This is a genomic window from Algoriphagus sp. Y33, from assembly GCF_014838715.1.
Taxonomy (GTDB): Bacteria; Bacteroidota; Bacteroidia; order Cytophagales; family Cyclobacteriaceae; genus Algoriphagus.
On the sequence record NZ_CP061947.1, the window covers coordinates 5,460,304 to 5,485,285 of the forward strand.

The window sequence follows — 24,982 nt, forward strand, 5'->3', positions numbered from 1 at the left end:
TTAAAATGCAAGTTGAATTCCTCCCATGATTGTACGTGCTGCCGGAAACTGCCCATAATCAATCCCGGAACCAAGGGATGAATTGATGCCTGTTCTTACTCCTATTTCCGGATCATATCCGGAATACCCTGTGAATGTCAGCAGGTTTTGGGCAGATACATATACCCTAAGTTTGGAAATAGTCCCTTTGCTCCAAGTCTCTAAAACAGTGTTAGGGATACTATAGCCCAAGGAGATGTTTTTCAAACGGAGATAAGAGCCATCTTCTACGAATCTGGAACTTGCCCTGGCGTTTCTATTAGGGTCACCTGAAATTGCACGCGGTACGTCAGTGTTGGTATTGCTAGGCGTCCAGCGGTCAAGAACCACATCACTCGCGCCAAACAGACGAGTCATACCTTCGGTATGGTAACGAAGATTGTTGAATATTTCATTACCTGATACACCTTGCCAGAACATAGTAAAGTCAAATCCTTTGTAGGAGGCATTAACATTTAAACCATAGGTAAAGTCAGGCAGATAGTGGCCTAAGTTTACTCTATCGTTAGCATCGATGATCCCATCGCCATTAATATCTCTAAATCGGATATCACCTGCGGCTGTATGTATAGTAGGGTCATAGTCACTTAGATCGTCCGGTAGGTTTTGCCTTGGGGCGGATTGAGCCTCTTCATTATTCTGAAATATGCCGTCCACTTCCCATCCATAGAAATATGCAATAGGCTGACCTTCTTCGGTAAGAGTCATGGCATCTCCTTGGAAATCTGGTCCAAATATAGTGCTCCCTGTCCCTAGAGAAGTCAATTCATTGGTTACAAATCCCATATTACCGTTGATCCCCATTTGAAAATCGCCTTTACGTAGATCGTATCCGGCTGTTATTTCAAAACCGGAATTCTTTACAGTTCCTACATTGGCTACCGGTGCTCCATCATATCCTAAGGAAGGCGGAATAGGTACTCCGAGAAGCATGCCTTCTGTGGTATTCTCATAAATTTCTAAGGACAGATTGAACTGGTCATTGAATAAACCTAAATCTAAACCCAGATTTTTCATGATCGTGGTTTCCCATTTCAATTCTGCGTTGGCAAGGGCTGTAATAGTACTACCGGTAAGTAGATTGTCGTCAAAATTGTAAAACAAATTGGAGTTGATGGTGGCCTGATAGGCATAGTCTCCTATTCTGTCATTTCCGGTCTCCCCGTAACTTGCCCGTAACTTCAAATCACTCACAGCCGTCAGGCTTTTCATAAATCCCTCTTCGCTAATTCTCCAGCCTAAGGATACGGAGGGGAAAGTACCCCACTTATTGTCAGGGCCAAACCTTGAGCCACCATCTCTCCTGATACTTGCACTTACCAGGTATTTCTGCGCATAGTCATAATTAACCCGTCCTACATAGGATATCAGCGAGTATTCTGTACGGGAACTTGTGGTCGTCTGGTTTTCTACTCCTTGAAGTTCTCTTACATCATTGGTCAGCGAGTTTTGTCCTTGTCCATTTAAGCTAGTAGATATGGAAGTTTGTCTCTCAATTACTCCCAATAGATCAATGTGGTGTTTGCCAAAATCTTTCTCATAGGTCAGCTGATTGCTGAAAAGTGGAGATACAAAATTTGTTTTAGTCTTGGAGATTGTAGCAAAAGGGGAAACACTAAAGTCTCCTGCATTGAAACTAGGGCTGTATTGGAGATTATCCCCCATTCCCACATCCAAACCTACCAGAAATTTATAGTCTAGTCCTTTTAGGATATTTACGCTGACATAAGCCGAGCCTAAGATTTTGTATTCCTGACTGTTGTTTTCCCTCAGTTCGGCATTAAGTACCGGGTTCTCTGGATCAGAACCATCCACTCTATCGGAAGCTCTGAACCCACCCAGCCTTGAAGCATCCCGGACAGGAATGTAAGGGACGGCTTTTACTATATGCTCCAATTGACTCCTGCCCCCGGAAAAAGGCTCAATATTTCTATTGGAATAGGCAATAGTCAGTGTCTGACCTATTTTCACTCTGTTGTTGACTTTGTATTCAGTATTCGAGCGCATAGATACCCGCTCGAAATCTGTCCCTCTCATGATACCTTCCTGGGCGAAATAGCCCAGAGAGAAATTGTAGAGGACATTGTCAGTACCACCTGATATTCCTAGGTTGTAGTCCTGGATAGGGGAGGTACGGAACATCTCATCCTGGTAGTCAATATCATTATTGGCAAATTCTCCCAGATTGTCAAACCGTGCTGGAGCTTCATCACCTGCATTGGCCAATAACTCTCTACCGAATGCTATGTATTGATCTCTATTAAGAATGTCAAGGGTTTTCCAGGCTTGCTGAGATCCATAATAGGCATCCATGGTCACTAGCGGCTTTCCTTTTTTACCTTTTTTGGTTGTCACCAAGATCACACCGTTTGCTCCCCTAGAGCCATAGATGGCAGCTGTGGAGGCATCCTTGAGAACCTCTATGGACTCTATGTCTGCAGGGTTGATTTCATTTAATCCTCCTGCTGGCATCCCGTCAATAACATACAAAGGATCATTGTTTCCGACAGTACCTATACCCCGAATCCTAACGATAGGATTGGTGCCTGGCGAGCCAGAGTTGGTGACGTTCACTCCGGCAGCACGGCCTTGAAGGGCCGATGCCAAACTTGGAACAGGCAAAGCCCGAATTTCGTCAGAGCCTACAGAGGAAATGGCTCCGGTTACTTTGGCTCGTTCTTGGGTGCCGTAGCCGACTACTACTACTTCCGAAAGGGAAGAAAGATCCTCTTCCAGCACTACACTCAATTCGCTGGAATTTCCTACACGCACCTCTTTGGAGCTGTAGCCAATAAACGAGAATACTAGGATGGATTCGTCCGAGGGGACAGATAAGCTAAAGTTGCCCTCAATATCTGAGGCTGTACCGGTGGTGGTGCCCTTAATCAGTACATTCACACCAGGCATGGTTTCGCCGGTGGATGATTTGATCACGCCCCTGACATTTCTTCCTTGGGCGAGAATACTTCCTGTTGCGAAAATCAACAGGACAAGTGTGAGCAAAAAGCCATGAAAAAGGTTCCATGGAGGTAATGCCCGGGATTTTTGGTAAATCGGTTTACACATAAGTTAAGAAAATTTTTAACAGGTTCGTTTAACCTGTTAGGTTTGAGATGGGTAAATTGTAAAATCCTTATTTACAGGATTTGACTATGAATGTAAGGATAAAAGTTTACCGCCAATAATATTCTGGATAAATATTAATTTCCGATATAATATGCCTGTAAATTAGCTATTTCCGCTATTTCATTATTTATTAACTAAGAATCTGATTTTGATAAAAAAAATAATAAATCAGTCCTTATTTAAAAAAATAATCTTGGAATGGGAAGGGGATATTGATAATATTCTTGCTAAGACGGGTGCTTTGTTATTTATTTAAAGTTCCCGTTTCCTGATTCTTCCCAAGAACTATGCTTTTGGGAGAATTTGCTTTAAAAAAAAATTGGACTACATTCTTTTGATCAGGGAAGTATTCAATCAGCAGCGAGTTTTTGACTTTGACAGAAGCAGGTTCTTTTATTCTTTCCGATTCTAGGTAGAACCATCCTGCATCTTCTTCTACTTCATATCCTATAAAATTTAGAGTGATCGCTTTGTCCTCTATCCAAATCAGATTCTGTGCTAGCAGGTAAGACTCAATTTGTTTGTTGAGCTTATCCTTGTTGGCAGGATTCAGAAAATCAATGTGTTCATCATGATAGCCGCTCAAGGCAATTTCCAGATCATCCCAGAATATTTTCTGGGAAATCTCCAGCTGCTCCGTACGGGCATTCCATTTTATCTCTGTCAAACTGAGGTGAAAAGGGTGCATGGCTACCAGCCATCCCAAGCTGATCATGGATATGTAAAAGTGTTGCATTTGGTGTTCTGTAGTCTGTCTTTTCTGCTAATTATGCCGTATAATTGCGCAATTTACTTCTTTAGAGGTATTTCACCCTTTCTATGAATTCATTTCAATTATATTTTCGTCTTGGTCTTCAGCATATCTTGGATATCCATGGCTACGACCACATTCTATTTGTGCTGGCTCTCTGCGCTGTCTTTATTCCCAGAGACTGGCGCAAAGTTGTGATTTTAGTGACCGCTTTTACCATTGGACATTCTATTACCTTGGCTCTGGCTACCTTCAGGTTGATCAATGTGAACTCCGATCTGATCGAGTTTCTGATACCGGTTACAATAGCGATCACCGCGTTCATCACAATTCTCCGACCAAAACCTTCCTCCGGCAAAGGGATTTCCCTAAATTATATCTTCGCTTTGTTCTTTGGACTTATTCACGGGCTGGGATTTTCTACCTATCTCCGAAGTCTTCTGGGAAAAGAAGCGAGTATTTGGCAGCCACTGCTTGCATTCAACCTGGGATTGGAATTGGGCCAACTGATTATAGTCGCAGCATTTCTACTTATCACCTCCATTTTAGTTGGAATTATAGGAGTTAGTAGAAAGGAGTGGACATTGATAGTTGCGTCCATGGTTTTTGGCATTGCATTGATGTTGATGTTGGAAACAAAATTTTGGTAATAGAGAACCCAAAGCCTAGGCATATATATTAGCGTATTTTGACCAATTTAGTAACTATGAGAAAACTAATTGCACTTACTGCACTGGCAATCACGGGGATTTTCCCTGCTTTTGCGCAGCATTCGGAGCAGAATCACGCAGAGCGTTTTGAACAGCTCGGCACCATGCTTCGCTCTCCCAATGTTTACCGGACTGCATCCGGTGCGCCGGGTCATATGTATTGGCAGCAGCAGGCCAACTATGTGATCAACGTGGAACTGGATGATGCCAATCAATCCGTCAAAGGATCGGAAAAAGTAACTTATATCAATAATTCTCCCGATCAGCTGACCTACCTATGGGTGCAGCTGGAAGAAAATCAACGAGGACTGGATTCTGATTCTCCAAAAGCAGCTGAAAGCTCCATCCATCCTAAGATGACCCTTCGGAATCTTGAAGGACTTATCTGGGCAAATGAGGATTTTGGATACAAAGTATTGGAAGTAAAGGATGCCAAAGGGAATCCTCTTCCCGTGACAGTGAACAAAACCATGATGCGGATTGATCTGCCTACTCCCCTGAAAGCGGGTGGAAGCTTCACCTTCGGGGTAGAATGGACATTTAACATCACGAATAGAGTAGGGTACATTGGCGGACGCCCGGGGTATGAGTATTTCGAAAGTGACGGCAACTATTTATATACGATGGCTGAGTGGTTTCCAAGAATGGCTGTCTATTCTGATTTTGAAGGATGGCAAAACAAGCAATTCATGGGTTCTGGGGAGTTTGCACTGGTTTTTGGAAATTACGAAGTGAATATCACTGTGCCGTCTGACCATATGGTCGGAGCTACAGGCGTATTGCAAAATGCAAGTCAGGTGTTGTCGTCTACCGAACTGGATAGATGGAACAAAGCCAAGAAAACTTACGATGCACCCGTAGTCATACGTACACAGGATGAAGCTATTGAGCTGGAAAAAGGGAAAGCTACATCGAAAAAAACGTGGAAGTTTAAGGCAGAGAATGTCCGTGATTTTGCATGGACTTCTTCCCGTAAATTTATCTGGGATGCAATGGCCGTGAAGCAGGGAGGAAAAGATGTGATGGCGATGTCTTATTATGCCAAGGAAGCCAATCCGCTATACGGCCAATACTCTACCCGTGTAGTCGCCCATACGATCAAATCCTATTCATCCCATACCTTTGATTATCCTTATCCAACGGCGATCTCTGTAGAAGCCGCCAATGGTATGGAGTATCCGATGATCTGCTTTAACTACGGACGTCCTGATCCGGATGGAACGTATTCTGAGGCTGTCAAAAACGGAATGATCGGTGTGATTATTCACGAAGTGGGACACAACTTTTTTCCTATGATCGTAAACTCTGACGAACGCCAGTGGACTTGGATGGATGAGGGGCTGAATACGTTTATGCAGTTTATGGCCGAGCAAGAATGGGACCGTAATTTCCCTTCCCGACGCGGGCCGGCACATAAGATCGTCCCTTATATGAGAAGTGCCAAGAACACCCTTGAGCCTATCATGACCAACTCTGAGAACATCATACAGTTTGGTCCAAATGCGTATGCCAAACCGGCCACAGCCTTGAATATCCTCCGGGAGACGGTAATGGGACGTGAGCTGTTTGACTATGCCTTCAAAGAGTACGCCCGCAGATGGATGTTTAAGCATCCGACTCCTGAGGATTTATTCCGTACGATGGAAGACGCTTCTGCCGTGGATTTGGATTGGTTTTGGAGAGGATGGTTTTATGGCACAGAGCCGGTGGATATCGCAATTGAAAATGTAGCACTCTATAAGATGGATAACCGTACTCCTGCAGAGAAGAAAGCCGGGATGAAGGCTGAAGCTGACCGGGAGGAGGATTATGTTTCTAAAGAGTTCAATAGAACTGACGTGAAAGAAACGGTAATCGAGACAGATCCTGAAACACACGATTTCTACACTTCTTATAATCCTTTCACGGTAACTCCGGAAGATGAGGAAAGCTATAAGCGATTTATGGCCAGTCTATCTCCGAAAGAAAAAGAACTGATGGAAAGTGATTTGAATTTCTATGAGATTACCTTCAGAAATGTAGGTGGATTGGTAATGCCGATTATTGTCGAATTCCAGTATGCAGACGGTACTTCAGAGATAGACAGAATCCCTGTGGAAATCTGGAGAAAAAATGAAACTGAAGTTACCAAGGTGTTTGTAAAAGAGAAGGAAGTCACTCAAATTATCCTTGATCCTAAACGTGAAACTGCCGATATTGATGAGTCCAGTAATTATTGGCCAAGACAATATCAGCCAAGCCGGTTTGAATTGTTTAAAGGATCGGGTGCCGCAAGGGGAGCATCTACAGGAAGTAATCCAATGAAAGAAGCAAAAAGGAACCAATAGTAAAAAAAGCCGGCGAGAGTCGGCTTTTCTTGTTAATTAACCACAGCGTTTTACGCAGAGGCCGCAACTATTTTTGCTGTGTCCAAGTCCGGACTTAGCGGGTTAGAATTAATAGTTAGATGTGAGGGATGAAAGCCCAAAATATCTCAATCCTGCTTAAAAGGCTGGGCTTCGATGAAAATAGTTAAACAAAAACTTTGAAAGAGCGAGATAGAATTAACCATTCCTTTTCTAATCCACGAATGGTTTTTATCTTTGTCCCCTAAGCAGTACTTTAGTAGATGGGATATACACTATTCCAAACAATTAAACCTAAAACAAACCTAAAATGAAAGTAAAAAACCTGATTTCCCTTGGTGCCATAGCCTTGTGTTTTTTAATGAGTTTAAATCTCCAGGCTCAAAAAAGAGATTTTTACGAACTGAGAACTTATCATATAGAGAGTGCTGAACAGGAAGCTATGCTGGATGATTATCTTGCGAACGCATTTATTCCGGCAGTCCATAAGCATGGTATTGCCAAAGTTGGCGTGTTCAAACCGATAGCTTCCCAGCCAAATGCCGGAAAGGAAGTTTATCTCTTTGTGCCTTTTAAGTCGCTGGATGAATATGTAGCCTTAGAAGGAAAATTGGCAAAAGACCAGGCCTACCAGACTGCCGGTAGCGCATATATCAATGCAGCACATGATAAGCCTCCTTATAAAAGAATAGAAACTTCCCTGCTTCAGGCAATGACAGGTCAGCCTAAATTTACAGAGTCGGAACTGACAAATGCAAAGAAGGACAGGGTCTATGAAATGAGAAGCTATGAAGCAGCGACTGAGCGACTGTATAAGCAAAAAGTGAAGATGTTCAACGAGGGAGAAATGGATATTTTCAGCAAATTAAATTGCAGCCCAATCTTCTATGCCGAGACAATTGCCGGAGCAAATATGCCTAATCTGGTGTATATGACTACCCATGAAAATATGGATATCAGAAATGAACACTGGAAGCAATTCGGTGCGGATCCGGACTGGGCAGGAATGAAAGACCTTCCGGAATATGCCAATACAGTATCACGAAACGATACAAAATTGCTCTACCCGGCAGAATATTCAGATTTGTAGAAAATTGAAAAAGCCGGCGAGCGTCGGTTTTTTTATCTTTCTAACCGCAGTTGAACACAGAGTTTTTCGCAGAGGGCTCAGTTTTTTGTTGTCCTGCTTCTCGAGAAGCAGGACTTAGAAGCTAAACTCTTTGCAGACCTTCCAGGTTTTCAAAGCCTGGAAGGTCTTTGCTCATCCATTCACTTCTCTAACAATCCCCTCAAAAATTTTCACACCGGTGGCGATCAGCTCATCGGGGAAATCATAACCGGGTTCATGAAGCTGGGGGCTGTTTTCACCTGCCCCTAATCCGAAAAGATAGGAGGGGCAGCTTTGGCTAAACAGGCCAAAATCCTCAGACCAGCGGAAGGGCTCTTTTTTCTCTAATATATCCAGTCCTAAATCCTTCATTACGTTCTCTGCTAGTTCTGCTGCCTTTGGATCGTTTTCGGATACGGCGAATTGCTCCAGGAAGTTAAATTCACACCCAAGCTTCTCTTTTGCAGCCACTGTTTGCGTTTCATGCATGATCATATCGATCAATCTCTCAAGATCTGTTTGGTCAAAGGCGCGAATGGTTAAGCTCAATGACCCTTTTCCGGCACTGGTTCCAAAAGCCAAACTGCCGATTTCAGCATGAATAACGGTGACCAGAGCAAACGTTTCGAGGTTTTCAGGCAGCTTTGGAAGCGTCTGAAGAAGCTGTGCTATTGCCTTTGCCGGATTAATTCCATCATCGGGGTGAGCCGCATGGGAAGTTTTTCCTGTCAGTGAAATCGTCAATCCTGTACTTCCTGCCGCAAATGTGCCTTTTCTGATCACCACCTGATGGAGAGGGAAGCCGGGAAGGTTATGGAGTGCAAAGGCGTGATCGGGTTTGATTTCCGGGAATTTCGGATCATCCAAAATCCATCTTGCCCCTTCTCCCGTTTCCTCAGCGGGTTGAAAAAGTAAAATCACTTCCCCCTTCATCGGTCTTTCTGAGGCTAATTTTTCTCCTAATCCGCAGATGATTGCCATATGTCCATCATGGCCACAGAGATGTGCTTTGCCGTCTGTTTTGCTTTTATAGACGGCATCCCCTGTTTCTTGAATGGGAAGCGCATCCAGTTCAGCACGAAACAGGCTTCTTGTTCCCGGTTTTTTTCCCTTGAAAATAAATGCAAGCCCGTTTCCGCCTAACTTTTCTACAATCTGATCCGGTTGGAGTTCGGTGAAAAATGCTAAAATCTTCTCCGCCGTGGCATCTTCTTCCCCTGCTATTTCTGGATTTTGATGTAAAGTCTGACGGAGTTTCTTAAGTTTTGAAATAGACATTTTTATCGGATATTTTTTGGAAGGTAAGTTTCTATCGCTCAGTTGGAATCATTTTTGATGAAAAATTTGAAGCTTCGATCAGGAACTTTTCAGGATCCCGGGCTATTTTAGAATATCATTTCAACCCTTCAAATCTAACTTTTATGAGCGACGTACAAATACAAAACTACAACGAGCAAATCCAAGCTCTGGAAGCACAAATCACCGGCGACATGTTCGCGGACATGGAGATTCGTGACAAAATCCACAATCTCAAAATGGAGCGTGACGGTGTGAAGCCTACAGATTCCAGCATAGACTGTATAGGCTGCGGAAGTTAATCACCTAACGTTGGCTAGATACTTTATTATTTATAAACCCTTTGGGGTTTTATGTCAATTTTCCGGAGAGGGGCAGACGCTTGCCTCTCTCTTTGATTTTCCGAAGGAGGTATATCCTGTCGGTAGATTGGACAAGGACTCTGAAGGACTCCTGATTATTACTGACGACAAATCATTAAATCACCATCTTCTGAATCCCCGCTTTGGCCATCAACGTACCTACTATGCGCAGGTGGAGGGAACTCCAGAACAGGCCTCTTTGAAGGAACTGATGCAGGGTGTAGTCATTAATGTGGAAGGGAGGGACTACAAGACCAAGCCGGCCATAGCCAAAGCTTTGGATCCGGTTCCATCGCTTCCCGATCGGGATCCTCCGATTCGCTACCGGGCTTCAATTCCTGATACGTGGATTTCCCTGACGTTGATAGAGGGTAAAAACCGTCAAGTACGCAAGATGACTGCGGCGATAGGATATCCCACACTAAGACTTGTGCGTTGGTCAATGGAGAAATTGACGATAGAAGGGTTTAAAGTGGGCGAAGTGCAGGAGATCGATGAAGCAGCGATTTACCATAAGCTGGGGTTGACGGGATTTAAGAAGACGAATGGTACGAGGAGATCCGGAAGGTGACTTTTCTTGCGGCGGCGCAGCGGCGTGATGTTAGATTGGCGAAAAATCCCAAGAATTCTTTTAAATCCTTAGATTTTGGGAGACGTTGTAGATTGAAAATCGTAAGGCTCAGTTTTTGTCTTCCACTACTTCGAGCGTTTTGCTTAATTTCACCGGCAAAACCTTCGAGGTTTCCAAAACCTCAAAGGTTATCCAACGCTGCGCCGCTGCGAGAATCCACTTTCTTAAAATATCATAAATTCCCTTTCTTGGCTATGCATTACCACTTCTAAGATTTAAGATTGTCCTTTGGGACAAAAACCTCTATTTTAGTCTCCCTTTAATAGCACCAAAAGATTCAGATTCCATGCACCAGGAAAAAATAGCAGACGTAATTCAGGAAGTTAAGAAAATAGTAGTAGGTCAAGAAAGAATGGTCAACAGGCTTTTGATCGGACTTTTTACCAACGGTCACATTCTACTGGAAGGTGTGCCGGGCTTGGCGAAAACCCTGACAGTAAATACCCTGGCCAAAGTGCTTCACCTTGATTTCAATAGAATTCAGTTTACACCGGATCTACTCCCGGCAGATTTGATCGGTACGATGATCTACAATCAGCAGGCGGCGAATTTTGAAGTGAAGAAAGGACCGATCTTCTCCAATGTGATATTGGCAGATGAGGTTAACCGCTCACCGGCGAAGGTTCAATCAGCGCTTCTGGAGGCAATGCAGGAAAAGCAGGTGACCATCGGTGATACTACCTACAAGCTTGACAGACCTTTTTTGGTACTTGCCACCCAAAATCCGGTGGATCAAGAAGGCACCTATCCACTTCCGGAGGCGCAAGTGGATAGATTTATGATGAAAGTCCATATCGACTATCCAAGTAAAGCTGACGAAATGGAAGTGATGCGTAGGATGGCAAACATGTCATTTAGCTCGGAAGTCAATGCGATACTTTCCAAAGAGGAGATTTTTGATATTCGCAATCAGATCAATGCCGTGAAGATGGCTGAACCCTTGGAGCATTATATTATAGAGTTGGTGTTTGCGACAAGATTTCCTGACCAATATGGGCTTAAAGAAGAAGCTAAATACATTCAGTTTGGTGTTTCTCCACGTGCGAGTATCAATTTGAATTTGGCTTCCAAGGCAGTTGCTTTCATGGATGGACGGGATTATGTATTGCCCGAAGACATCAAAGAAATAGCAGAAGATGTACTGAACCACAGGATTATTCTCAATTATGAGGCTGAGGCAGACGGTATTAATACTCGGGATTTGGTGAGAATCCTAATGGAGAAAGTTCCGATTAACAAATCCGTAACATTGAAATAACAGCTATATCATCAAAAAAAGGCTTTTCGAAAGAGAAGCCTTTTTTTATGCCCTTTTTGTTATTCCAATATTAAATTCTGCACTCTTTATTAAAAAAAGGATAATTCGGATAATTCTTTTGAGGCTAAAAATTGAGACAGATTTGCAATGTCAAATAAGGCAAACCATAATTAATTTATATCCAATGAAAAAATTCAATTCCCTATTAACCATGTTTGCTGCCGTAGTGATTGGATTCACTAGCTGTGTGGACGGCAATGACAACCCTACCCCTCCCGTAGTCCCGGGTGAGGATGATGTACTACGAGTAGAATCCAATATAACTAGCAACACTACTTGGGAGACAGGCAAAACGTATGTCCTTGGTGGTAGAATTGCTGTCACTTCCGGAAATACACTTACTATTCAGCCGGGTGTAATTGTAAAAGGTGAAGTTGGGTCCGGATCTAACGCTACTGCTTTGATCATCGCCAGAGGTGCCAAGATCGATGCGCAGGGAACTGCCACTTCTCCGATTATCTTCACCACTGTTGCCGATGAAATTGCTCCAGGTCAAATCGCTTCTCCAAACCTAGAACCGGATCTTTCAGGACTATGGGGAGGATTAATAGTTCTCGGAAATGCTAAGGCTTCTCTCGCAGGAGATGTAACGGAGACTCAGATTGAAGGTATCCCTCCATCCGATACAAACGGACTTTACGGCGGCTCTGATGATGCTGACAATTCCGGCGTCCTTAAGTATATCTCTATCCGTCATGGCGGTGCCAATATCGGCGAAGGTAACGAAATCAACGGCCTTACATTAGGTGGCGTAGGCTCAGGCACGGTAATCGAAAACGTAGAAGTGATCGCTAATCAAGATGACGGAATCGAATGGTTCGGTGGTGCTGTAAGCGTGAAAAATGCACTTGTTTGGAATGCCGGTGATGACGGTTTGGATACTGATCAGGCTTGGTCAGGTACTATGGACAACTTCATTGTGCTTTGTGGTAGCGAAACTGATCACGCACTTGAGATCGACGGTCCAGAAGGGTCTTTCAATGCTGCTCATACTTTGAAAAATGGAACCGTTAAAGGCAATAATGTTGCTGAGCTAGGTGACTTCAGAGATGGAGCAAGAGGTACTTTTGAAAACATTTACTTCTTCAATTTTGCCAATCCTGCGGATACTGACGGTCGTGGAGATTTTTCTCTAAGCGGAGACAAAACATTGGCAACTTTCGCTGATGGCTCTTTGAAATTTGCAAACCTTGAGATCACGCTTGCTGAAGGCGTAGAACTTTCTGCGGTGTTCAAAAATGGAACTGCTGCTCATGCCACAAGCGTAGCGGCCGGTGAAAACACAGTAGGTGCGGACAAGACTGCTTTTGCCAGCACTTGGTCTTGGGCAGCTGCTGCAGGAGCCATTTCTGATCTATAATAATCAAACACTTTTAAACGAAGGAAGGAAGGACTTGCAAGGTTACTTTCTTCCTTCTTTTTAAGTATCCAAATTAATTGCTGTATGAAAAAACTATCTACCTATCCACTTATGAAGGGATTTCTGGTCTTAATTCTGCTGGTACTATCTCAAGTATTTGCGGGATTTGTTTTTGCCCAAAACGGTACTATTCGAGGTACTATTTATGAAGAGAGTACAGGAGAGCCCTTATATGGTGTCTCTGTATTAGTAAAGGAAACGTCCACGGGGGCCGTCACTGACTTCGATGGAAAGTTTGAGATAAAAGTGACTCCCGGTAGTTATACACTTCAGGTGTCTTACATTTCATACGCTTCTATCAACCTTACCGAAGTAGTGGTAAAAGCGGGAGAAGTGAATGTAATCGGCGATCTATTGATGGCTGACGAAGCTTCGGATCTTGAGGCAGTGACCGTATCAGCTGCGGCAATCAGAACAACAGAATCAGCGTTGCTATCTGTGAAAAGAAATGCAGCTAACCTGATCGACGGTATTTCTGCAAGTACTTTTCGCCAAGTTGGAGACGGAGATGCTGCTTCTGCTGTAAAAAGGGTTACCGGTGTATCCATCGAAGGTGGTAAATATATTTTTGTAAGAGGGCTTGGTGACAGATACACTAAAACTGTTTTGAATGGCGTGGATATTCCGGGTCTTGATCCTGACAGAAATACAATCCAAATGGATATATTTCCTACCAATGTGATTGATAATATTATCGTCTCTAAATCTTTCACAGCCGATCTTCCCGCAGATTTTACGGGCGGCGTGGTAGATATTGAGACAAAAGATTTTCCTGAAGAAAAATCAATGCGCTTGAGCCTAAGTGGAGGAATCAATCCATCGATGCACTTCAATTCAAACTACCTGAAATATGATGGTGGTAATACTGATTTTTTGGGTTTCGACGACGGAACCAGAGCTATTCCTACAGATGGAAGAACTGACATTCCCCAGTATGGCGATGCCGTGGGCAATCCCAACAGTCCGAGAGGATTGGCTTACCAAGAGATTCTGGGAAATTTCAACAAAACACTGGGGGGCTACAGGACCAACAGTCTTATGGATGTCGGTGTAAGTTTCTCTTTGGGAAATCAATTTGCCCGACCAAAAGCAACTTGGGGCTACAACTTCGCACTGACCTATAAGAATGAGACAGAGTTCTATCAGGATGCGGAATATAACCTCTATGCCAAGCCCAGAGAGGCTGGTCAAACAGAACTTGAACCGTTGGAAAGACAGCGTGGGGACTTCGGTGTGAATAATGTGTTGCTTGGAGGAATAGCGGGTATTGCTTTGAAGACTACCCATTCCAAACTCAAACTGAACCTGATGCACTTGCAAAACGGGGAATCAAAAGCCGGAGAATTTGATTTTGTCAATACCAATTTGGGCGCAAACTTCGAAGCAAAGCAATATAACTTGGAATACAGCCAAAGAGGTTTGACTAGCATCTTGCTTGGTGGTACACATTACCTCAATGGAAATGATTGGGAAATCAATTGGAAACTTGCTCCTACCAGATCTACCATCGATGATCCGGACATTAGATTTACCCGATTTAGACAGCCTACCAATAACATTTCGACAGAGGTGGGTTTGCCTGCCAGAATCTGGAGAAATCTAGAAGAATACAGCATCGTGGGTAAGGGAGATATTGCGAAGAATCTGACTCTTTTCTCAAGACAGGGCAAAGTGAAGTTTGGGGGCAATTATGTGTACAAAGAGCGTGACTTTAATATCCAGAGCTTTCAGTTTGCCACAGGAAACACCGAATTTACAGGAGATCCCAATGAGATATTGCTTGATGGGAATCTTTTCTCTGAAGAAAATAGAAATGGGGTAAGGTATAATGCGGATTTTATTCCGATCAATGCCAATGCTTATAATTCCATTGCTACAAACATGGCAGGATATGCTTCTCTGGAGGCCAATCCCGCCGAAAAACTAAAGGCTATTGTTGGTTTGAGAGTAGAAAAATTCAACCAGTACTATACCGGAACCAACCAGACAGGAACTATCAATTTCGATTTGGTAGAAGTACTGGATGATATGGATTTCTTCCCTACAGTCAACTTGATTTTCAACTTGAAAGAAAATCAAAACCTTCGTGCTTCAGCTTCCAGAACTATTGCCAGACCTTCTTTCAAAGAGCTTTCTTACGCCGAAATCCTTGATCCGATTACCGGTAGAACATTCATCGGAGGTCTTTATCCTGAAACTACCAATGGTGGAACTGAAGTTCTTTGGGACGGAAACTTGGTCTCTACTCACGTGAATAACTTTGACTTGAGATGGGAGGCTTTCCAAGATAAAGGGCAAATGCTATCAGTAAGTGCTTTCTATAAGACTTTTGAGAAGCCGATCGAAATGGTTCAGTTTCTAGCTGATCCGGGTACTTTTCAGCCAAGAAACGTAGGCAATGGAACAGTGGCCGGATTGGAATTTGAGTTCAGAAAATCCCTGAAATTTATTGCTCCTAGCTTGGAGAATTTAACTTGGAATACGAATGTGACGGTCACCAAATCCAAGATCGAAATGTCTGAATCTGAGTATAGATCAAGACAGCTTAGTGCTAGAGAGGGGCAGGAGATCAAAGATACTAGGGATATGGCAGGCCAAGCTCCTTACTTGATTAATACAGGCTTGAGCTACCAGTCTTATGTCACTGGCTGGGAAGCGGGAATATTTTATAATGTACAAGGTTCGTCTCTTCAATATGTAGGTTTTGGTAACAGAACGGATACGTATTCGGTACCATTCAACAGTTTGAATCTGAATATCAACAAAACTTTCGGAGCGGATGAGCGTCTGCAAGCCGGAGTAGGTGTGCAAAATCTTCTGAATTCTAAGAGAGAATATGTGTTTCAGTCCTATCAAGCCGAGGATCAAATCTTCAGCAGCCTATCTCCGGGAACAAAAATAAACTTAAGATTGGCATTGTCTTTCTAAGATGTCTTCTACATAGAAAAGGCTCCTAATCGGAGCCTTTTCTATGTCAATTTTTTGATTATATCTGCATGTTTAGGAAATAGGGTAATGAGCTTTTGCTCATTGAAAAGCTCAAAATCCCTAAAATCAAATCCTGGAGCTACTACACAGGAAACTAAAGCATAACTACCCGGTTCATCCACGGAACTTCCAAAAATAGTATTTGCGGGCACCAAATGCTGCGGAACAGTTTTAGCATTGCTAGAAGGATATCCAAGTGAGTACTGCTGATGACCTATCTCACTCAAGGTGTGGACGGTCAACTTACTTCCTTCGTGGAAAAACCAAAGCTCATCACTTTTGATACGGTGGAATTTGGATACGTTTTCCGAGGTGAGAAGAAAGTATATCGCAGTAGTTAGGTCTCTTTTGCCTGAATCTGTACTTATGCAATCTCCGGATCGATACGTCTCTGAATAGAACCCGCCCTCCGGATGTGGGGTAAGTCGTAATTTTTCTACCAAAAAAGCTATTCTGTCTTTAACCTTCATCTTAGCCAGTAGGGTAGGAATCTATTAAAATATCCACAATTCGCTCAGCGGTTTTCCCATCCCAAAGTGGTATTCCCTGATATTGCTTCCAGTTTCCATTCATGATTTTTTCTAGGTAAGGTTTTAGCTTGGCCGGATCCGTTCCTACGAGTTCGTTGGTTCCAAGATGTATGGTTTCAGCCCGCTCAGTATTATCCCGTAAAGTGATGCATGGCACGTTCATAACTGATGCTTCTTCCGTAATTCCTCCGGAATCGGTAATCACGCCTTTTGCATTTTTTACCAGATAATTGAATTCCAGGTAACCCAAAGGGTCACTCATATGCAGATTATCGGCATCTATACCGAGAGTCTGTAGGTTTTTGGCGGTCCTTGGATGAACGGGGAATATGACAGGGAGTCCTTCTGTTCCTTCCAGTATCGCATCAATCATAGCTTTCAGCTTGTGTTCCTGATCTACATTCGCAGGTCGGTGCATTGTCATGACAAAGTACTGTCCTGACACTAATTTGTCAAATATTTCACCTTGGGGTTTGCGAAACCTGGGCATTTGAGCCATGAGCGTATCGATCATTGCATTGCCTACGTAATGAATCTTTTCCTCTGCAAAACCACTTTTCAGAAGATTGGTATTGGCGATTTCAGAAGTAGTGAAAAAGTGATCCGTGATGCTGTCTGTTACCATTCTGTTGATCTCTTCAGGCATTGTCAAGTCGCCGGAGCGGATCCCTCCTTCCACATGTGCCACATCGATTTGGAGTTTTTTGGCAGTGATCGAGCAGGCAAGGGTACTGGTCACGTCTCCTACTACCAACACAAGGTCTGGGCGATTTTCCAGCAGTTCTTTCTCAAAAGAGACCATAATTGCCGCTGTCTGTTCAGCTTGGGAGCCACCCCCACCTCCCAGATTTGCATGGGGTTCGGGGATGTTTAGTTGTTCAAAAAAGTCTCCCGACATTTTCTTGTCGTAATGTTGTCCGGTATGTACCAGCCGGAATTCCACAGGGATCCCTTCTTGCTGTTTTTTGATCAATTGATGAATGATAGGTGCAATTTTCATGAAATTGGGCCGAGCACCTGCGACGATGGTAAAAGTAGTCATTGCTTCGTTTTATGATCTGCTAAAATTAGTAAATCCTTTTGAAGGCTTTTGATAAATTAGCGTTCTCTTGGTAAGTCTCATTTGGTTCCTTTTTTGTTTCTTTGCAGGGTTATATTTTCCTAACTAACTGAAGTAGATGGATTGCAATATTTTGCCAAAAGCGTTTAAGCCCTTTTTACTACTAGTAGTCGTAGCCATATTTTTCTCTTGTGCGGATACCCTGGAGTCAGAAACGGTCGCCTATACCAATGATTTTTCTGATATGAATCTTGACGGTTTTGAGAATGGCAGATTTATGGTATTCCAAAATGATACTGTAATGGGACATTATCATAATGAAGAAGTAGCTCTCAATCTCACCGGCCTTCCTTCCCACAATCTTTTGAAGGTGACTATTGAGATTTTGATTCACGATACCTGGGATGGTAACACTTCTGATGGAGTAGGTGGGCCAGACCAATGGTTTTTTGGGGTTGACAATGAGGAGGTTTTCAGGACTACTTTTTCCAATACTCCTTGCGAATCGACTTATTGCCTCTATCAGTCTTATCCTGATACCTTTTCTAAAACAAATAGACCGAAAACAGGTGCAATTCAAACCAATATGCCCGGACTTTGCCTATATGATACAGTGGCAAATTTCACGACACGGTACAGTATTTCAAAAATACTGGAACATAGTGGATCTACAGGCAGAATCTATATGAATTCGGATTTGGTGGCAGAGAATTCTCCTGATCCGCTATGTGATGAATCATGGTCCCTTGCAGGAATAACCGTTGAAGCCCTTACCTTGAAATGAGTATGATGAAGACAAGGAAATTTTTAAATAGCTGTTTAGGAGCTTCGTTGCTGTTCCTTTTGGTAAGTCATTATTCACCGGCGCAGACAGTGCCCGTGGGATCTCCCGTACTGGATGATTATTTACGACGTGCACAATTGCTTGGTGATATCGATTCTGCCTCATCATTTATGATCAGACCTCTTTATCCGGTGTCAGCATTTGGGGTTGAGCATGGTTTTGATCTTGACAGCTCCGTGGTGGATATGGATCTGACAACCGTCCATAAGTTTTTTGGCAGGAATAATAAAGGTAAGTTCTTGATGATGCCGGCAGTAGCCAAATTTCAATACAATTCTACCTATGCTTTTGGTGTCAATGATGGAGCGTTTATCCCCAATCGCGGTATTCAGACTATCTTAAGTCCCGGTGCGTATTTGGAGTATGGGCCATTGAGTGTGCAGTTTCAGCCTGAGCTGCTGATGGCACAGAATTCTGATTATAAGGGATTTCCAATCGAGCATCAATCAAGTATACTATTCTATTACGATTTTATGAATCGTATTGACATGCCGGAGAGATTCGGTAGTAGTGGATATACACAGGCATATTTAGGTCAATCCAGTATTCGTTTCAATTACCAAGAGTACTCGATAGGAGTATCTTCTGAGAATTTGTGGTGGGGACCGGGCAGAAGGAATTCACTTTTATTGGGAAATAATGCCCCGGGATTTATACATTTCACGGCAAATACGAGAAAACCGGTCAAAACCAAAGTTGGATCTTTTGAAGGACAATTGATAGGAGGTTTCTTGAAATCTTCCGGGTTTTTGCCGCCTTGGCCGGATTACCGATTTCAAGAAACTAATGTGTTAGTCCCTAGGAGGGAAGACAGTAGACGCTTTATGTCAGGGTTGGTATTGACCTATCAGCCCAAATGGGTACCGGGATTGTTCCTTGGCTATGGTTCTACCAGCCAGATGTACAGAAGTGAGATTTCCGGCTTGGGCGATGTCCTGCCTGTTTTCAATGGAAGAAAGAAAGCTCAGAATATCGTCGACCCTACCCAAGAAAAGAGGCAGCAGTTTAGTTCAGGGTTTTTTAGATGGCTTAGTCCAGAGGGGCATTTTGAGTTTTACGGTGAATATGGAACCCGGGATAACGACAGAAAGCTCAATGACTTTATGGCTACTCCGGAGTCCGGAAGGGCATTTACTTTTGGATTTTCCCACCTGATGAGCTTAAAAAAACCGGATCATTATTTCCAGATTTCTTCGGAAATGACCCAAACAGGTCAGACAATTAGGGAAGATATTCGAAATCTCAAAACTTGGTACATTCACGGTCATGTCATGGAAGGTTACACACACAAGGGACAGGTGCTTGGTGCCGGAAATGGCCCGGCTAGTAATGTGATTTTTGTGGAGTTGGCTTGGGTGAATAAGATGAACCGAATTGGTTTTCAGATGGAGAGAATTGTCTACAACAATGATTATTACTACTATAGATATGAGGCATCTAAGGACTGGAGAAACAAATACATAGATCTGGTGCCTTCACTTATTGGAGATTGGAAGTTTGGAAGTGTTTTGGTAAACGCCCGCTTGCAATACGTGAATACCTTAAACTATAAATGGTATTTGGAAAATAGCCCTGACGAATATTTTGTTCCGGGATATGACCGCAAGAATTTTGTAGCTCAGGTAGGATTGGCGTATATCTTCCAATAGGAGTTAGCTTCAACAGAAACATGAAATTGGGCATGACTCAACTCAGGCGTCACGTACCGGGATGATTATAAGCAATGTGACCTGCAGAGATTTCCTGTCCGACGACAGGGGGCATATGGCCCTTAAGGAAAATTTGTAATCATAGGATATCGACACGATTAAAATCATCATTAAAGTACGCAGGGCAATGATTAGTTTACTCGTCAAAGATTCTGTGTGGCCAATGAAAAACAAATTATAAACAGATGAAATCGAGCATGTCGAGAGCGACACACACTGGGATGATTATAAGCCATGCGAGATTCCATATGACCATTGGAAATCAAATTATAAACAGATGAAAATAGAAAAGAACACAGTGGTAGCACTGTGCTATGACCTAAAAGTAGATGATGGAGAGACGGGTATGGTTCCTTATGAAAATGTGCCTGAGGATAAGCCCTTTTATTTTTTGTTTAATGCAGGAGAGGTATTTCCCAAATTTGAAGAGGCATTACTTGGCAAATCTGCAGGAGAGGAATTTTCTGTGCTTCTAGGCTTTGATGATGCTTATGGGGATTATATCGAAGAGAAAAAAACGATCATTCCGAAAGCTAATTTTAAAGAAAAAGGAAAGAAAAATAAGGATCTTCTTCGTGTAGGCAATGTAATTCCTATGCAGGATAACAAGGGAGGGCAGATCCGTGGAGAGATTACCAAGATTGATTACAAAGGGGTTCATATGGACTTTAATCCACCGCTGGCCGGGTATGATTTGTTCTTTGAGGGAAAGATCATTGCCGTGCGGGATGCGCTTCCTGAAGAACTCGAACATGGACACGCCCATGGTCCGGATGGACATCACCACCATTGACTATCTCAATGAGGCTGTATTCGTCACATTGAGCAGCTTGCCTCGTTGTGGCGGGAAGTCGAAATATGCTTAAAAAATGGCACTAAAAGGGCTTCGACTCTCATGCCTTCGGCAGACTGGCTGCTTAGCCTGACAGGAAAAACTAGCCATGAGAGAGACAGCCACATTTTCTGTATAGCAGGCAGGGGACAGTTGCAATAGTTTTGAACTAGGGATTAGTTCTAACTTTGGTCAAGGATGTTATTATTGATTTGAGCGAGCTACTAAAGTTGCTTGTTCGTCCGCCAAAACTTTTAGACCTTCTATACGCCCGGAGTTGTAAAGCTTCAAGGCTTTACTTAATTGGGAAGATGCTTTTTCAAAGCTTTGCTCATTAAAATGAGAGATCGCATCATTATAGTATTGTAAACCGGCCAATTGGGCGAGATTGACTTTTCTGAAAATGGTGTTATCTGATAAATCTACTTTTGGAGCCCCCAATCGTTGATTAAAAGACTTGGGACGCATGGAATCATCAGCTTTATATCCTTCTAGGTAAGAGGCGACTTCCGGGGGGGCCGTGATCATTCCGCCTACAGGAAGTGTGCTTTCCAAAATGATGTCTTTATTTTCATGATATACCACTATAAATACATGATAATCTGTCTCGACGACTTTGTAATCAAAATCGTAACGATCCAAAAGTAACGCCAGAGCGGCGGATGCGCTTACACAATCGTATAAGCCTATGCCAAGCATATCATTGAATGTAGCATGTTGCTCATAGGTCTTGAAGAGATGCTGGTGGGATTTCTGGAAGAGTTGGCGAAGTAGACTGATGTGTGTTCCTTTTTTATGGAATTTTTGATCCAATTCAGCTACTAAATCATTCCATTTTTGGTCAGAAGGAGCACTTTCTGCCTGAACTGCTCTAAATAAAAAATAGGGATTCGCTTGCCCTGTCATCCACAGCTCCTTTTCCGAATTGCTGTCAAAGCGTAGTGTCTCAATAGCATTCTGAGCCATAGCATGGAGGCCTATGGTGGATAGAAGGATATATGTGAGGAGCGCTTTTTTCACCTTGAATGAAGCTAATGTTACTAAACATACGACCAATGTAATGTAAAGTTAATAATTTGGTAACATTATAGCGAATAGTTCTCCAAAACTTAACATTGGACGATCTGACGATCAGTCGTTTGTAAGGAGTTTCAGTTGACAGGGCTCATTTGCTTTCTGGCTTCATTCCGTAGAATTGGTGATTTAAAGAGTAGAAATAAGGGTAAGAGAAGACGGCCATATATTTCGGAAGACGTGATTATTCACGGTGCGGGATTCTCGCGGATCGAGTTCGGGACGGGTTATCGACTATTGAAAAAACAAAATATGATCATATGAAAGTGTCAGATAGGGCCTGGCGTTTAGGATTAGTACCGTGGACTAATCTAGCGAGTTCAAAAGGATAAAAGCATTTATTAACTTGCTCTAACAAAAGCCGAAAGAACTGTGGGCAATGGCGATCTGGATGCAATAGGACTACAGAAGTGGAGTGACCACTTTCGTTAGTAGCCATTTAAAACAAACTGCATCAAAACAACGCACCGACAAATTGACGAATGAACGATAACGATACAAGACGACTTTCACGACTGACTGCGATTTTAACGCAATTGCAAACGAGACGACTTTTGACGGCGACAAACCTTGCAGAAAAATTCAATGTGAGTATTAGAACAATTTATCGCGACATAAGAGCTTTAGAACAAGCAGGAGTTCCCATTTTGACAGAAGATGGTAAAGGCTATACATTAATGGACGGCTATAAAATTCCTCCTGTAATGTTCACCTAAAACCAAGCAAATGCTTTAATTCTTGCAGAACAATTGGTTTTGAAAAATAAAGACACATCTTTCATAAAGGACTATTCAGAAGCAATTGACAAAATAAAGGCGGTTTTAAAACAGACGGACAAGGACAAAGCAAATTTACTTGCCGACAGAACCCGCTTTGAACAAAACATAAACAGAGAAAGAAGCAGCAACAACATTTCTGAATTACAACAAGCGCTCACGAACTTTCATCTAATCAGAATAGACTACACCAACGGGCAAAACATCTCAACAAGTCGAATAGTTGAGCCATTCGCATTAATTAGTACAACAGAAAATTGGCTACTCATTGCTTGGTGTCGTTTGCGAAAAGAATTTAGATATTTCCGTTTGGACAGAATCACGAAAATGCATGTCCTTACGGAGAAATTTGAGCAACATAAAATGACCTTACAAGAATACTTCGATAAATTTTACTAATCCTTTTTCGACCTCTGACATAGGGTTGTCATATGACCATTTTACTTTTGAATTGTCAATAACGACAAACAATTTTAAAAAAAAGTAAAATGGAAAAGATGACATTCGACCCTTGGGCTTGGGGTAAAAGCACAAATTCAGTACAAGCTGTAGAGGTTAAAAATGTAGAAGGTACACTGTACTGTTCAGGACAAGTAGCTATAGACGCTAATGGAATTCCAAGCTCTGCTGATATGCGAAGCCAGCTTATTCAGACAATCGCAAATTTGGAACAATTAATAAGTGAATCGGGCTATGAGTGTAAAAACATCGTAAGACTAAATATTTATACGACCGACATGAACGAGTTTTTTACAACGTGTATGGATGTGTATGTTCCATTTCTTCAACAATATGGCATACAACAGGCCACAACAGGGTTCGAAGTAAAAGGACTTTTTGCAACTTGTACCATAGAGTTAGAGGCCACGGTTGTTAAATGAATTAGCTTTCAAAAGAAACAAAAGATATGATAAATTCAATTTCAGAAATTAATTGGCTTGGCGTATTTGCGGCTTTCGTGCCTTATTTTATGCTTGGTGCATTATGGTTTACATTACTTTTCAAAAAGCAATACCTAATTTCACTGGGAAAAGAAAACCAAGCAGACCAAAAACCTGCACCTATTTTTATAATAGGTCCAGCAATTTGTTCGTTTGTTATTACAATTACTACTGCAATTTTAATATATGCTTTAAAAATTGATTCTTACCAATCTGCCATTGAATTGTCATTGATTGTAGGCATTGGATATTTAGTTGCCAATACAGTAAACATAGCCATCAATCCCAATATCCCGAAACCAGACAAAAGCGAATAGCTGAAATAGTGGAAAATGCTATGGGAGGAAACCTTAAACCGAAGAATTAGGATAGGAAAAGTAAACGTAGTAAAAATTAGAATGGTTATAGTGGAGCTTTGCGGACTTAGTTATGAAAGAAAAATAGTTCGCTTGGTCGAAAATCTAAACGTGCAAGAAGAACTTTTGAACAATTGTTAGAGTTATAATTACTTTTGTTTAGCAAAAATAAAATCAATTTAACATGAAATGGACATGATGATTTTATTCAAATAATCCCAATAGGGAATGGATAAAGTAATCTTGTGAGTCCCAGGCCAATTAAGAACTTACATTACATATATGAAATCATTGTTGAAATTAGAGGAGATTGCTTTGTTTTTGTTTTGCATATTTCTATTCAACAATTTAAATTTTTCATGGTGGTGGTTTCCTGCCCTATTATTATTGCCTGACATTGGGATGATGGGTTACCTAATTAATCCCAAAGTTGGAGCATTCACTTACAACTTGTTACATCATCGTTTTGTAGCAGCATTAGTTGCTTGCTATGCATTGACTTATGATGATGACTATTGGAAACTAGCAGCAATCATTCTTTTTGCCCATATTTCGTTTGACAGAGCATTGGGATATGGCTTGAAATACTATGATAGCTTTAGCAATACTCATTTGGGAATAATAGGTAAAAAGTAGGAGTGGATTTTGCTTATATTCGAAGACTTATCTTTGGCTTTTTCCATGAGTTTATCTTTCTTGTTTTTTATTTTATAAGTTTATCAACAAAACCTATGGCAGGAATAGGGCCATAGGTTTTTGATTTTGT

At 42.2% G+C, this 24,982-nt stretch carries 22 protein-coding genes; 16 read left to right on the forward strand and 6 right to left on the reverse strand.

From position 1 onward, the window contains the following. Both ID165_RS22385 and ID165_RS22390 read right to left on the reverse strand, forming a co-directional pair. On the reverse strand, positions 1-3,105 hold the full coding sequence (locus ID165_RS22385) for a TonB-dependent receptor (RefSeq protein ID WP_192347646.1): 3,105 nt from the start codon (positions 3,103-3,105) through the stop codon (positions 1-3). Between the two features lie 304 nt (positions 3,106-3,409). Further along, entirely contained in the window at positions 3,410-3,901 is a 492-nt protein-coding gene (locus ID165_RS22390; protein WP_192347647.1) for a DUF6702 family protein, read from the reverse strand. Positions 3,902-3,984: 83 nt separating this feature from the next. Here ID165_RS22390 and ID165_RS22395 point away from each other — a divergent pair, with 83 nt between their 5' ends. The 3 genes from ID165_RS22395 (at position 3,985) to ID165_RS22405 (ending at position 8,061) form a co-directional block, all read left to right on the forward strand. Further along, a complete protein-coding gene (locus ID165_RS22395) occupies positions 3,985-4,566 on the forward strand; it encodes a HupE/UreJ family protein (protein ID WP_192347648.1) in 582 nt (193 codons plus the stop codon). Positions 4,567-4,622: 56 nt separating this feature from the next. Further along, positions 4,623-6,953 carry a M1 family metallopeptidase gene (locus tag ID165_RS22400; RefSeq protein WP_192347649.1) on the forward strand — a complete coding sequence of 777 codons (2,331 nt, stop codon included), beginning with the start codon at positions 4,623-4,625 and terminating at the stop codon, positions 6,951-6,953. 328 nt (positions 6,954-7,281) lie between these two features. Continuing rightward, positions 7,282-8,061, forward strand: a complete 780-nt coding sequence (locus tag ID165_RS22405; RefSeq protein ID WP_192347650.1) for an NIPSNAP family protein — start codon at positions 7,282-7,284, stop codon at positions 8,059-8,061. Positions 8,062-8,232: 171 nt separating this feature from the next. Here ID165_RS22405 and ID165_RS22410 read toward each other — a convergent pair whose 3' ends face one another. Beyond that, positions 8,233-9,357, reverse strand: coding sequence for an amidohydrolase (locus ID165_RS22410; RefSeq protein ID WP_192347651.1), 1,125 nt, complete (start codon positions 9,355-9,357; stop codon positions 8,233-8,235). Positions 9,358-9,500: 143 nt separating this feature from the next. Here ID165_RS22410 and ID165_RS22415 point away from each other — a divergent pair, with 143 nt between their 5' ends. The 5 genes from ID165_RS22415 (at position 9,501) to ID165_RS22435 (ending at position 16,034) form a co-directional block, all read left to right on the forward strand. Further along, the gene (locus ID165_RS22415; protein ID WP_192347652.1) at positions 9,501-9,677 is read left to right on the forward strand and encodes a hypothetical protein; all 177 of its coding nucleotides are present in this window, start codon (positions 9,501-9,503) and stop codon (positions 9,675-9,677) included. 10 nt (positions 9,678-9,687) lie between these two features. Continuing rightward, complete coding sequence (locus tag ID165_RS22420) at positions 9,688-10,308, forward strand: pseudouridine synthase (protein WP_192347653.1); 621 nt, start codon at positions 9,688-9,690, stop codon at positions 10,306-10,308. Between the two features lie 346 nt (positions 10,309-10,654). Next, positions 10,655-11,626 carry a MoxR family ATPase gene (locus ID165_RS22425; protein ID WP_192347654.1) on the forward strand — a complete coding sequence of 324 codons (972 nt, stop codon included), beginning with the start codon at positions 10,655-10,657 and terminating at the stop codon, positions 11,624-11,626. A 184-nt stretch (positions 11,627-11,810) separates the two neighbouring features. Continuing rightward, positions 11,811-13,046 carry a hypothetical protein gene (locus ID165_RS22430; RefSeq protein WP_192347655.1) on the forward strand — a complete coding sequence of 412 codons (1,236 nt, stop codon included), beginning with the start codon at positions 11,811-11,813 and terminating at the stop codon, positions 13,044-13,046. 84 nt (positions 13,047-13,130) lie between these two features. After that, entirely contained in the window at positions 13,131-16,034 is a 2,904-nt protein-coding gene (locus ID165_RS22435) for a TonB-dependent receptor (protein ID WP_225586875.1), read from the forward strand. A 41-nt stretch (positions 16,035-16,075) separates the two neighbouring features. On the opposite strand, the gene ID165_RS22440 is transcribed toward ID165_RS22435, so the two are convergent. Together ID165_RS22440 and wecB are read right to left on the reverse strand one after the other, a co-directional pair. Then, a complete protein-coding gene (locus ID165_RS22440; protein WP_192347656.1) occupies positions 16,076-16,564 on the reverse strand; it encodes a cupin domain-containing protein in 489 nt (162 codons plus the stop codon). A 1-nt stretch (position 16,565) separates the two neighbouring features. Continuing rightward, on the reverse strand, positions 16,566-17,666 hold the full coding sequence (gene wecB, locus ID165_RS22445; protein WP_192347657.1) for a non-hydrolyzing UDP-N-acetylglucosamine 2-epimerase: 1,101 nt from the start codon (positions 17,664-17,666) through the stop codon (positions 16,566-16,568). Positions 17,667-17,802: 136 nt separating this feature from the next. Here wecB and ID165_RS22450 point away from each other — a divergent pair, with 136 nt between their 5' ends. From ID165_RS22450 to ID165_RS22460, 3 genes are all read left to right on the forward strand, one after another. Beyond that, positions 17,803-18,468 (forward strand): hypothetical protein, encoded by a 666-nt coding sequence (locus ID165_RS22450; protein WP_225586876.1) that lies wholly within the window; start codon positions 17,803-17,805, stop codon positions 18,466-18,468. A gap of 5 nt (positions 18,469-18,473) precedes the next feature. After that, on the forward strand, positions 18,474-20,177 hold the full coding sequence (locus ID165_RS22455; RefSeq protein ID WP_192351720.1) for a capsule assembly Wzi family protein: 1,704 nt from the start codon (positions 18,474-18,476) through the stop codon (positions 20,175-20,177). Positions 20,178-20,514: 337 nt separating this feature from the next. Then, entirely contained in the window at positions 20,515-21,030 is a 516-nt protein-coding gene (locus ID165_RS22460; protein ID WP_192347658.1) for a peptidylprolyl isomerase, read from the forward strand. 243 nt (positions 21,031-21,273) lie between these two features. Here ID165_RS22460 and ID165_RS22465 read toward each other — a convergent pair whose 3' ends face one another. Then, positions 21,274-22,089, reverse strand: a complete 816-nt coding sequence (locus tag ID165_RS22465) for a hypothetical protein (RefSeq protein WP_192347659.1) — start codon at positions 22,087-22,089, stop codon at positions 21,274-21,276. A gap of 536 nt (positions 22,090-22,625) precedes the next feature. Here ID165_RS22465 and ID165_RS27170 point away from each other — a divergent pair. From ID165_RS27170 to ID165_RS22485, 5 genes are all read left to right on the forward strand, one after another. After that, positions 22,626-22,859, forward strand: a complete 234-nt coding sequence (locus tag ID165_RS27170) for a helix-turn-helix transcriptional regulator (RefSeq protein WP_370539714.1) — start codon at positions 22,626-22,628, stop codon at positions 22,857-22,859. Positions 22,860-22,898: 39 nt separating this feature from the next. Then, a complete protein-coding gene (locus ID165_RS27175; RefSeq protein WP_370539715.1) occupies positions 22,899-23,318 on the forward strand; it encodes a helix-turn-helix transcriptional regulator in 420 nt (139 codons plus the stop codon). Between the two features lie 89 nt (positions 23,319-23,407). After that, positions 23,408-23,800, forward strand: coding sequence for a RidA family protein (locus ID165_RS22475; RefSeq protein ID WP_192347660.1), 393 nt, complete (start codon positions 23,408-23,410; stop codon positions 23,798-23,800). Between the two features lie 26 nt (positions 23,801-23,826). Beyond that, the gene (locus tag ID165_RS22480) at positions 23,827-24,177 is read left to right on the forward strand and encodes a DUF1761 domain-containing protein (RefSeq protein ID WP_192347661.1); all 351 of its coding nucleotides are present in this window, start codon (positions 23,827-23,829) and stop codon (positions 24,175-24,177) included. A gap of 321 nt (positions 24,178-24,498) precedes the next feature. Further along, positions 24,499-24,852: a DUF4260 domain-containing protein gene (locus tag ID165_RS22485; RefSeq protein WP_192347662.1), complete on the forward strand. Its 354-nt coding sequence runs from the start codon at positions 24,499-24,501 to the stop codon at positions 24,850-24,852. The last annotated feature ends 130 nt before the right edge of the window (positions 24,853-24,982 follow it).

Coding starts and splice junctions, on each gene's coding strand:
- ID165_RS22385 (WP_192347646.1), bottom strand. CDS start 3,105: ATGTGTAAACCGATTTACCAAAAATCCCGGGCATTACCTCCATGGAAC.
- ID165_RS22390 (WP_192347647.1), bottom strand. CDS start 3,901: ATGCAACACTTTTACATATCCATGATCAGCTTGGGATGGCTGGTAGCC.
- ID165_RS22395 (WP_192347648.1), top strand. CDS start 3,985: ATGAATTCATTTCAATTATATTTTCGTCTTGGTCTTCAGCATATCTTG.
- ID165_RS22400 (WP_192347649.1), top strand. CDS start 4,623: ATGAGAAAACTAATTGCACTTACTGCACTGGCAATCACGGGGATTTTC.
- ID165_RS22405 (WP_192347650.1), top strand. CDS start 7,282: ATGAAAGTAAAAAACCTGATTTCCCTTGGTGCCATAGCCTTGTGTTTT.
- ID165_RS22410 (WP_192347651.1), bottom strand. CDS start 9,357: ATGTCTATTTCAAAACTTAAGAAACTCCGTCAGACTTTACATCAAAAT.
- ID165_RS22415 (WP_192347652.1), top strand. CDS start 9,501: ATGAGCGACGTACAAATACAAAACTACAACGAGCAAATCCAAGCTCTG.
- ID165_RS22425 (WP_192347654.1), top strand. CDS start 10,655: ATGCACCAGGAAAAAATAGCAGACGTAATTCAGGAAGTTAAGAAAATA.
- ID165_RS22430 (WP_192347655.1), top strand. CDS start 11,811: ATGAAAAAATTCAATTCCCTATTAACCATGTTTGCTGCCGTAGTGATT.
- ID165_RS22435 (WP_225586875.1), top strand. CDS start 13,131: ATGAAAAAACTATCTACCTATCCACTTATGAAGGGATTTCTGGTCTTA.
- ID165_RS22440 (WP_192347656.1), bottom strand. CDS start 16,564: ATGAAGGTTAAAGACAGAATAGCTTTTTTGGTAGAAAAATTACGACTT.
- wecB (WP_192347657.1), bottom strand. CDS start 17,666: ATGACTACTTTTACCATCGTCGCAGGTGCTCGGCCCAATTTCATGAAA.
- ID165_RS22450 (WP_225586876.1), top strand. CDS start 17,803: ATGGATTGCAATATTTTGCCAAAAGCGTTTAAGCCCTTTTTACTACTA.
- ID165_RS22455 (WP_192351720.1), top strand. CDS start 18,474: ATGAAGACAAGGAAATTTTTAAATAGCTGTTTAGGAGCTTCGTTGCTG.
- ID165_RS22460 (WP_192347658.1), top strand. CDS start 20,515: ATGAAAATAGAAAAGAACACAGTGGTAGCACTGTGCTATGACCTAAAA.
- ID165_RS27170 (WP_370539714.1), top strand. CDS start 22,626: ATGAACGATAACGATACAAGACGACTTTCACGACTGACTGCGATTTTA.
- ID165_RS22475 (WP_192347660.1), top strand. CDS start 23,408: ATGGAAAAGATGACATTCGACCCTTGGGCTTGGGGTAAAAGCACAAAT.
- ID165_RS22480 (WP_192347661.1), top strand. CDS start 23,827: ATGATAAATTCAATTTCAGAAATTAATTGGCTTGGCGTATTTGCGGCT.
- ID165_RS22485 (WP_192347662.1), top strand. CDS start 24,499: ATGAAATCATTGTTGAAATTAGAGGAGATTGCTTTGTTTTTGTTTTGC.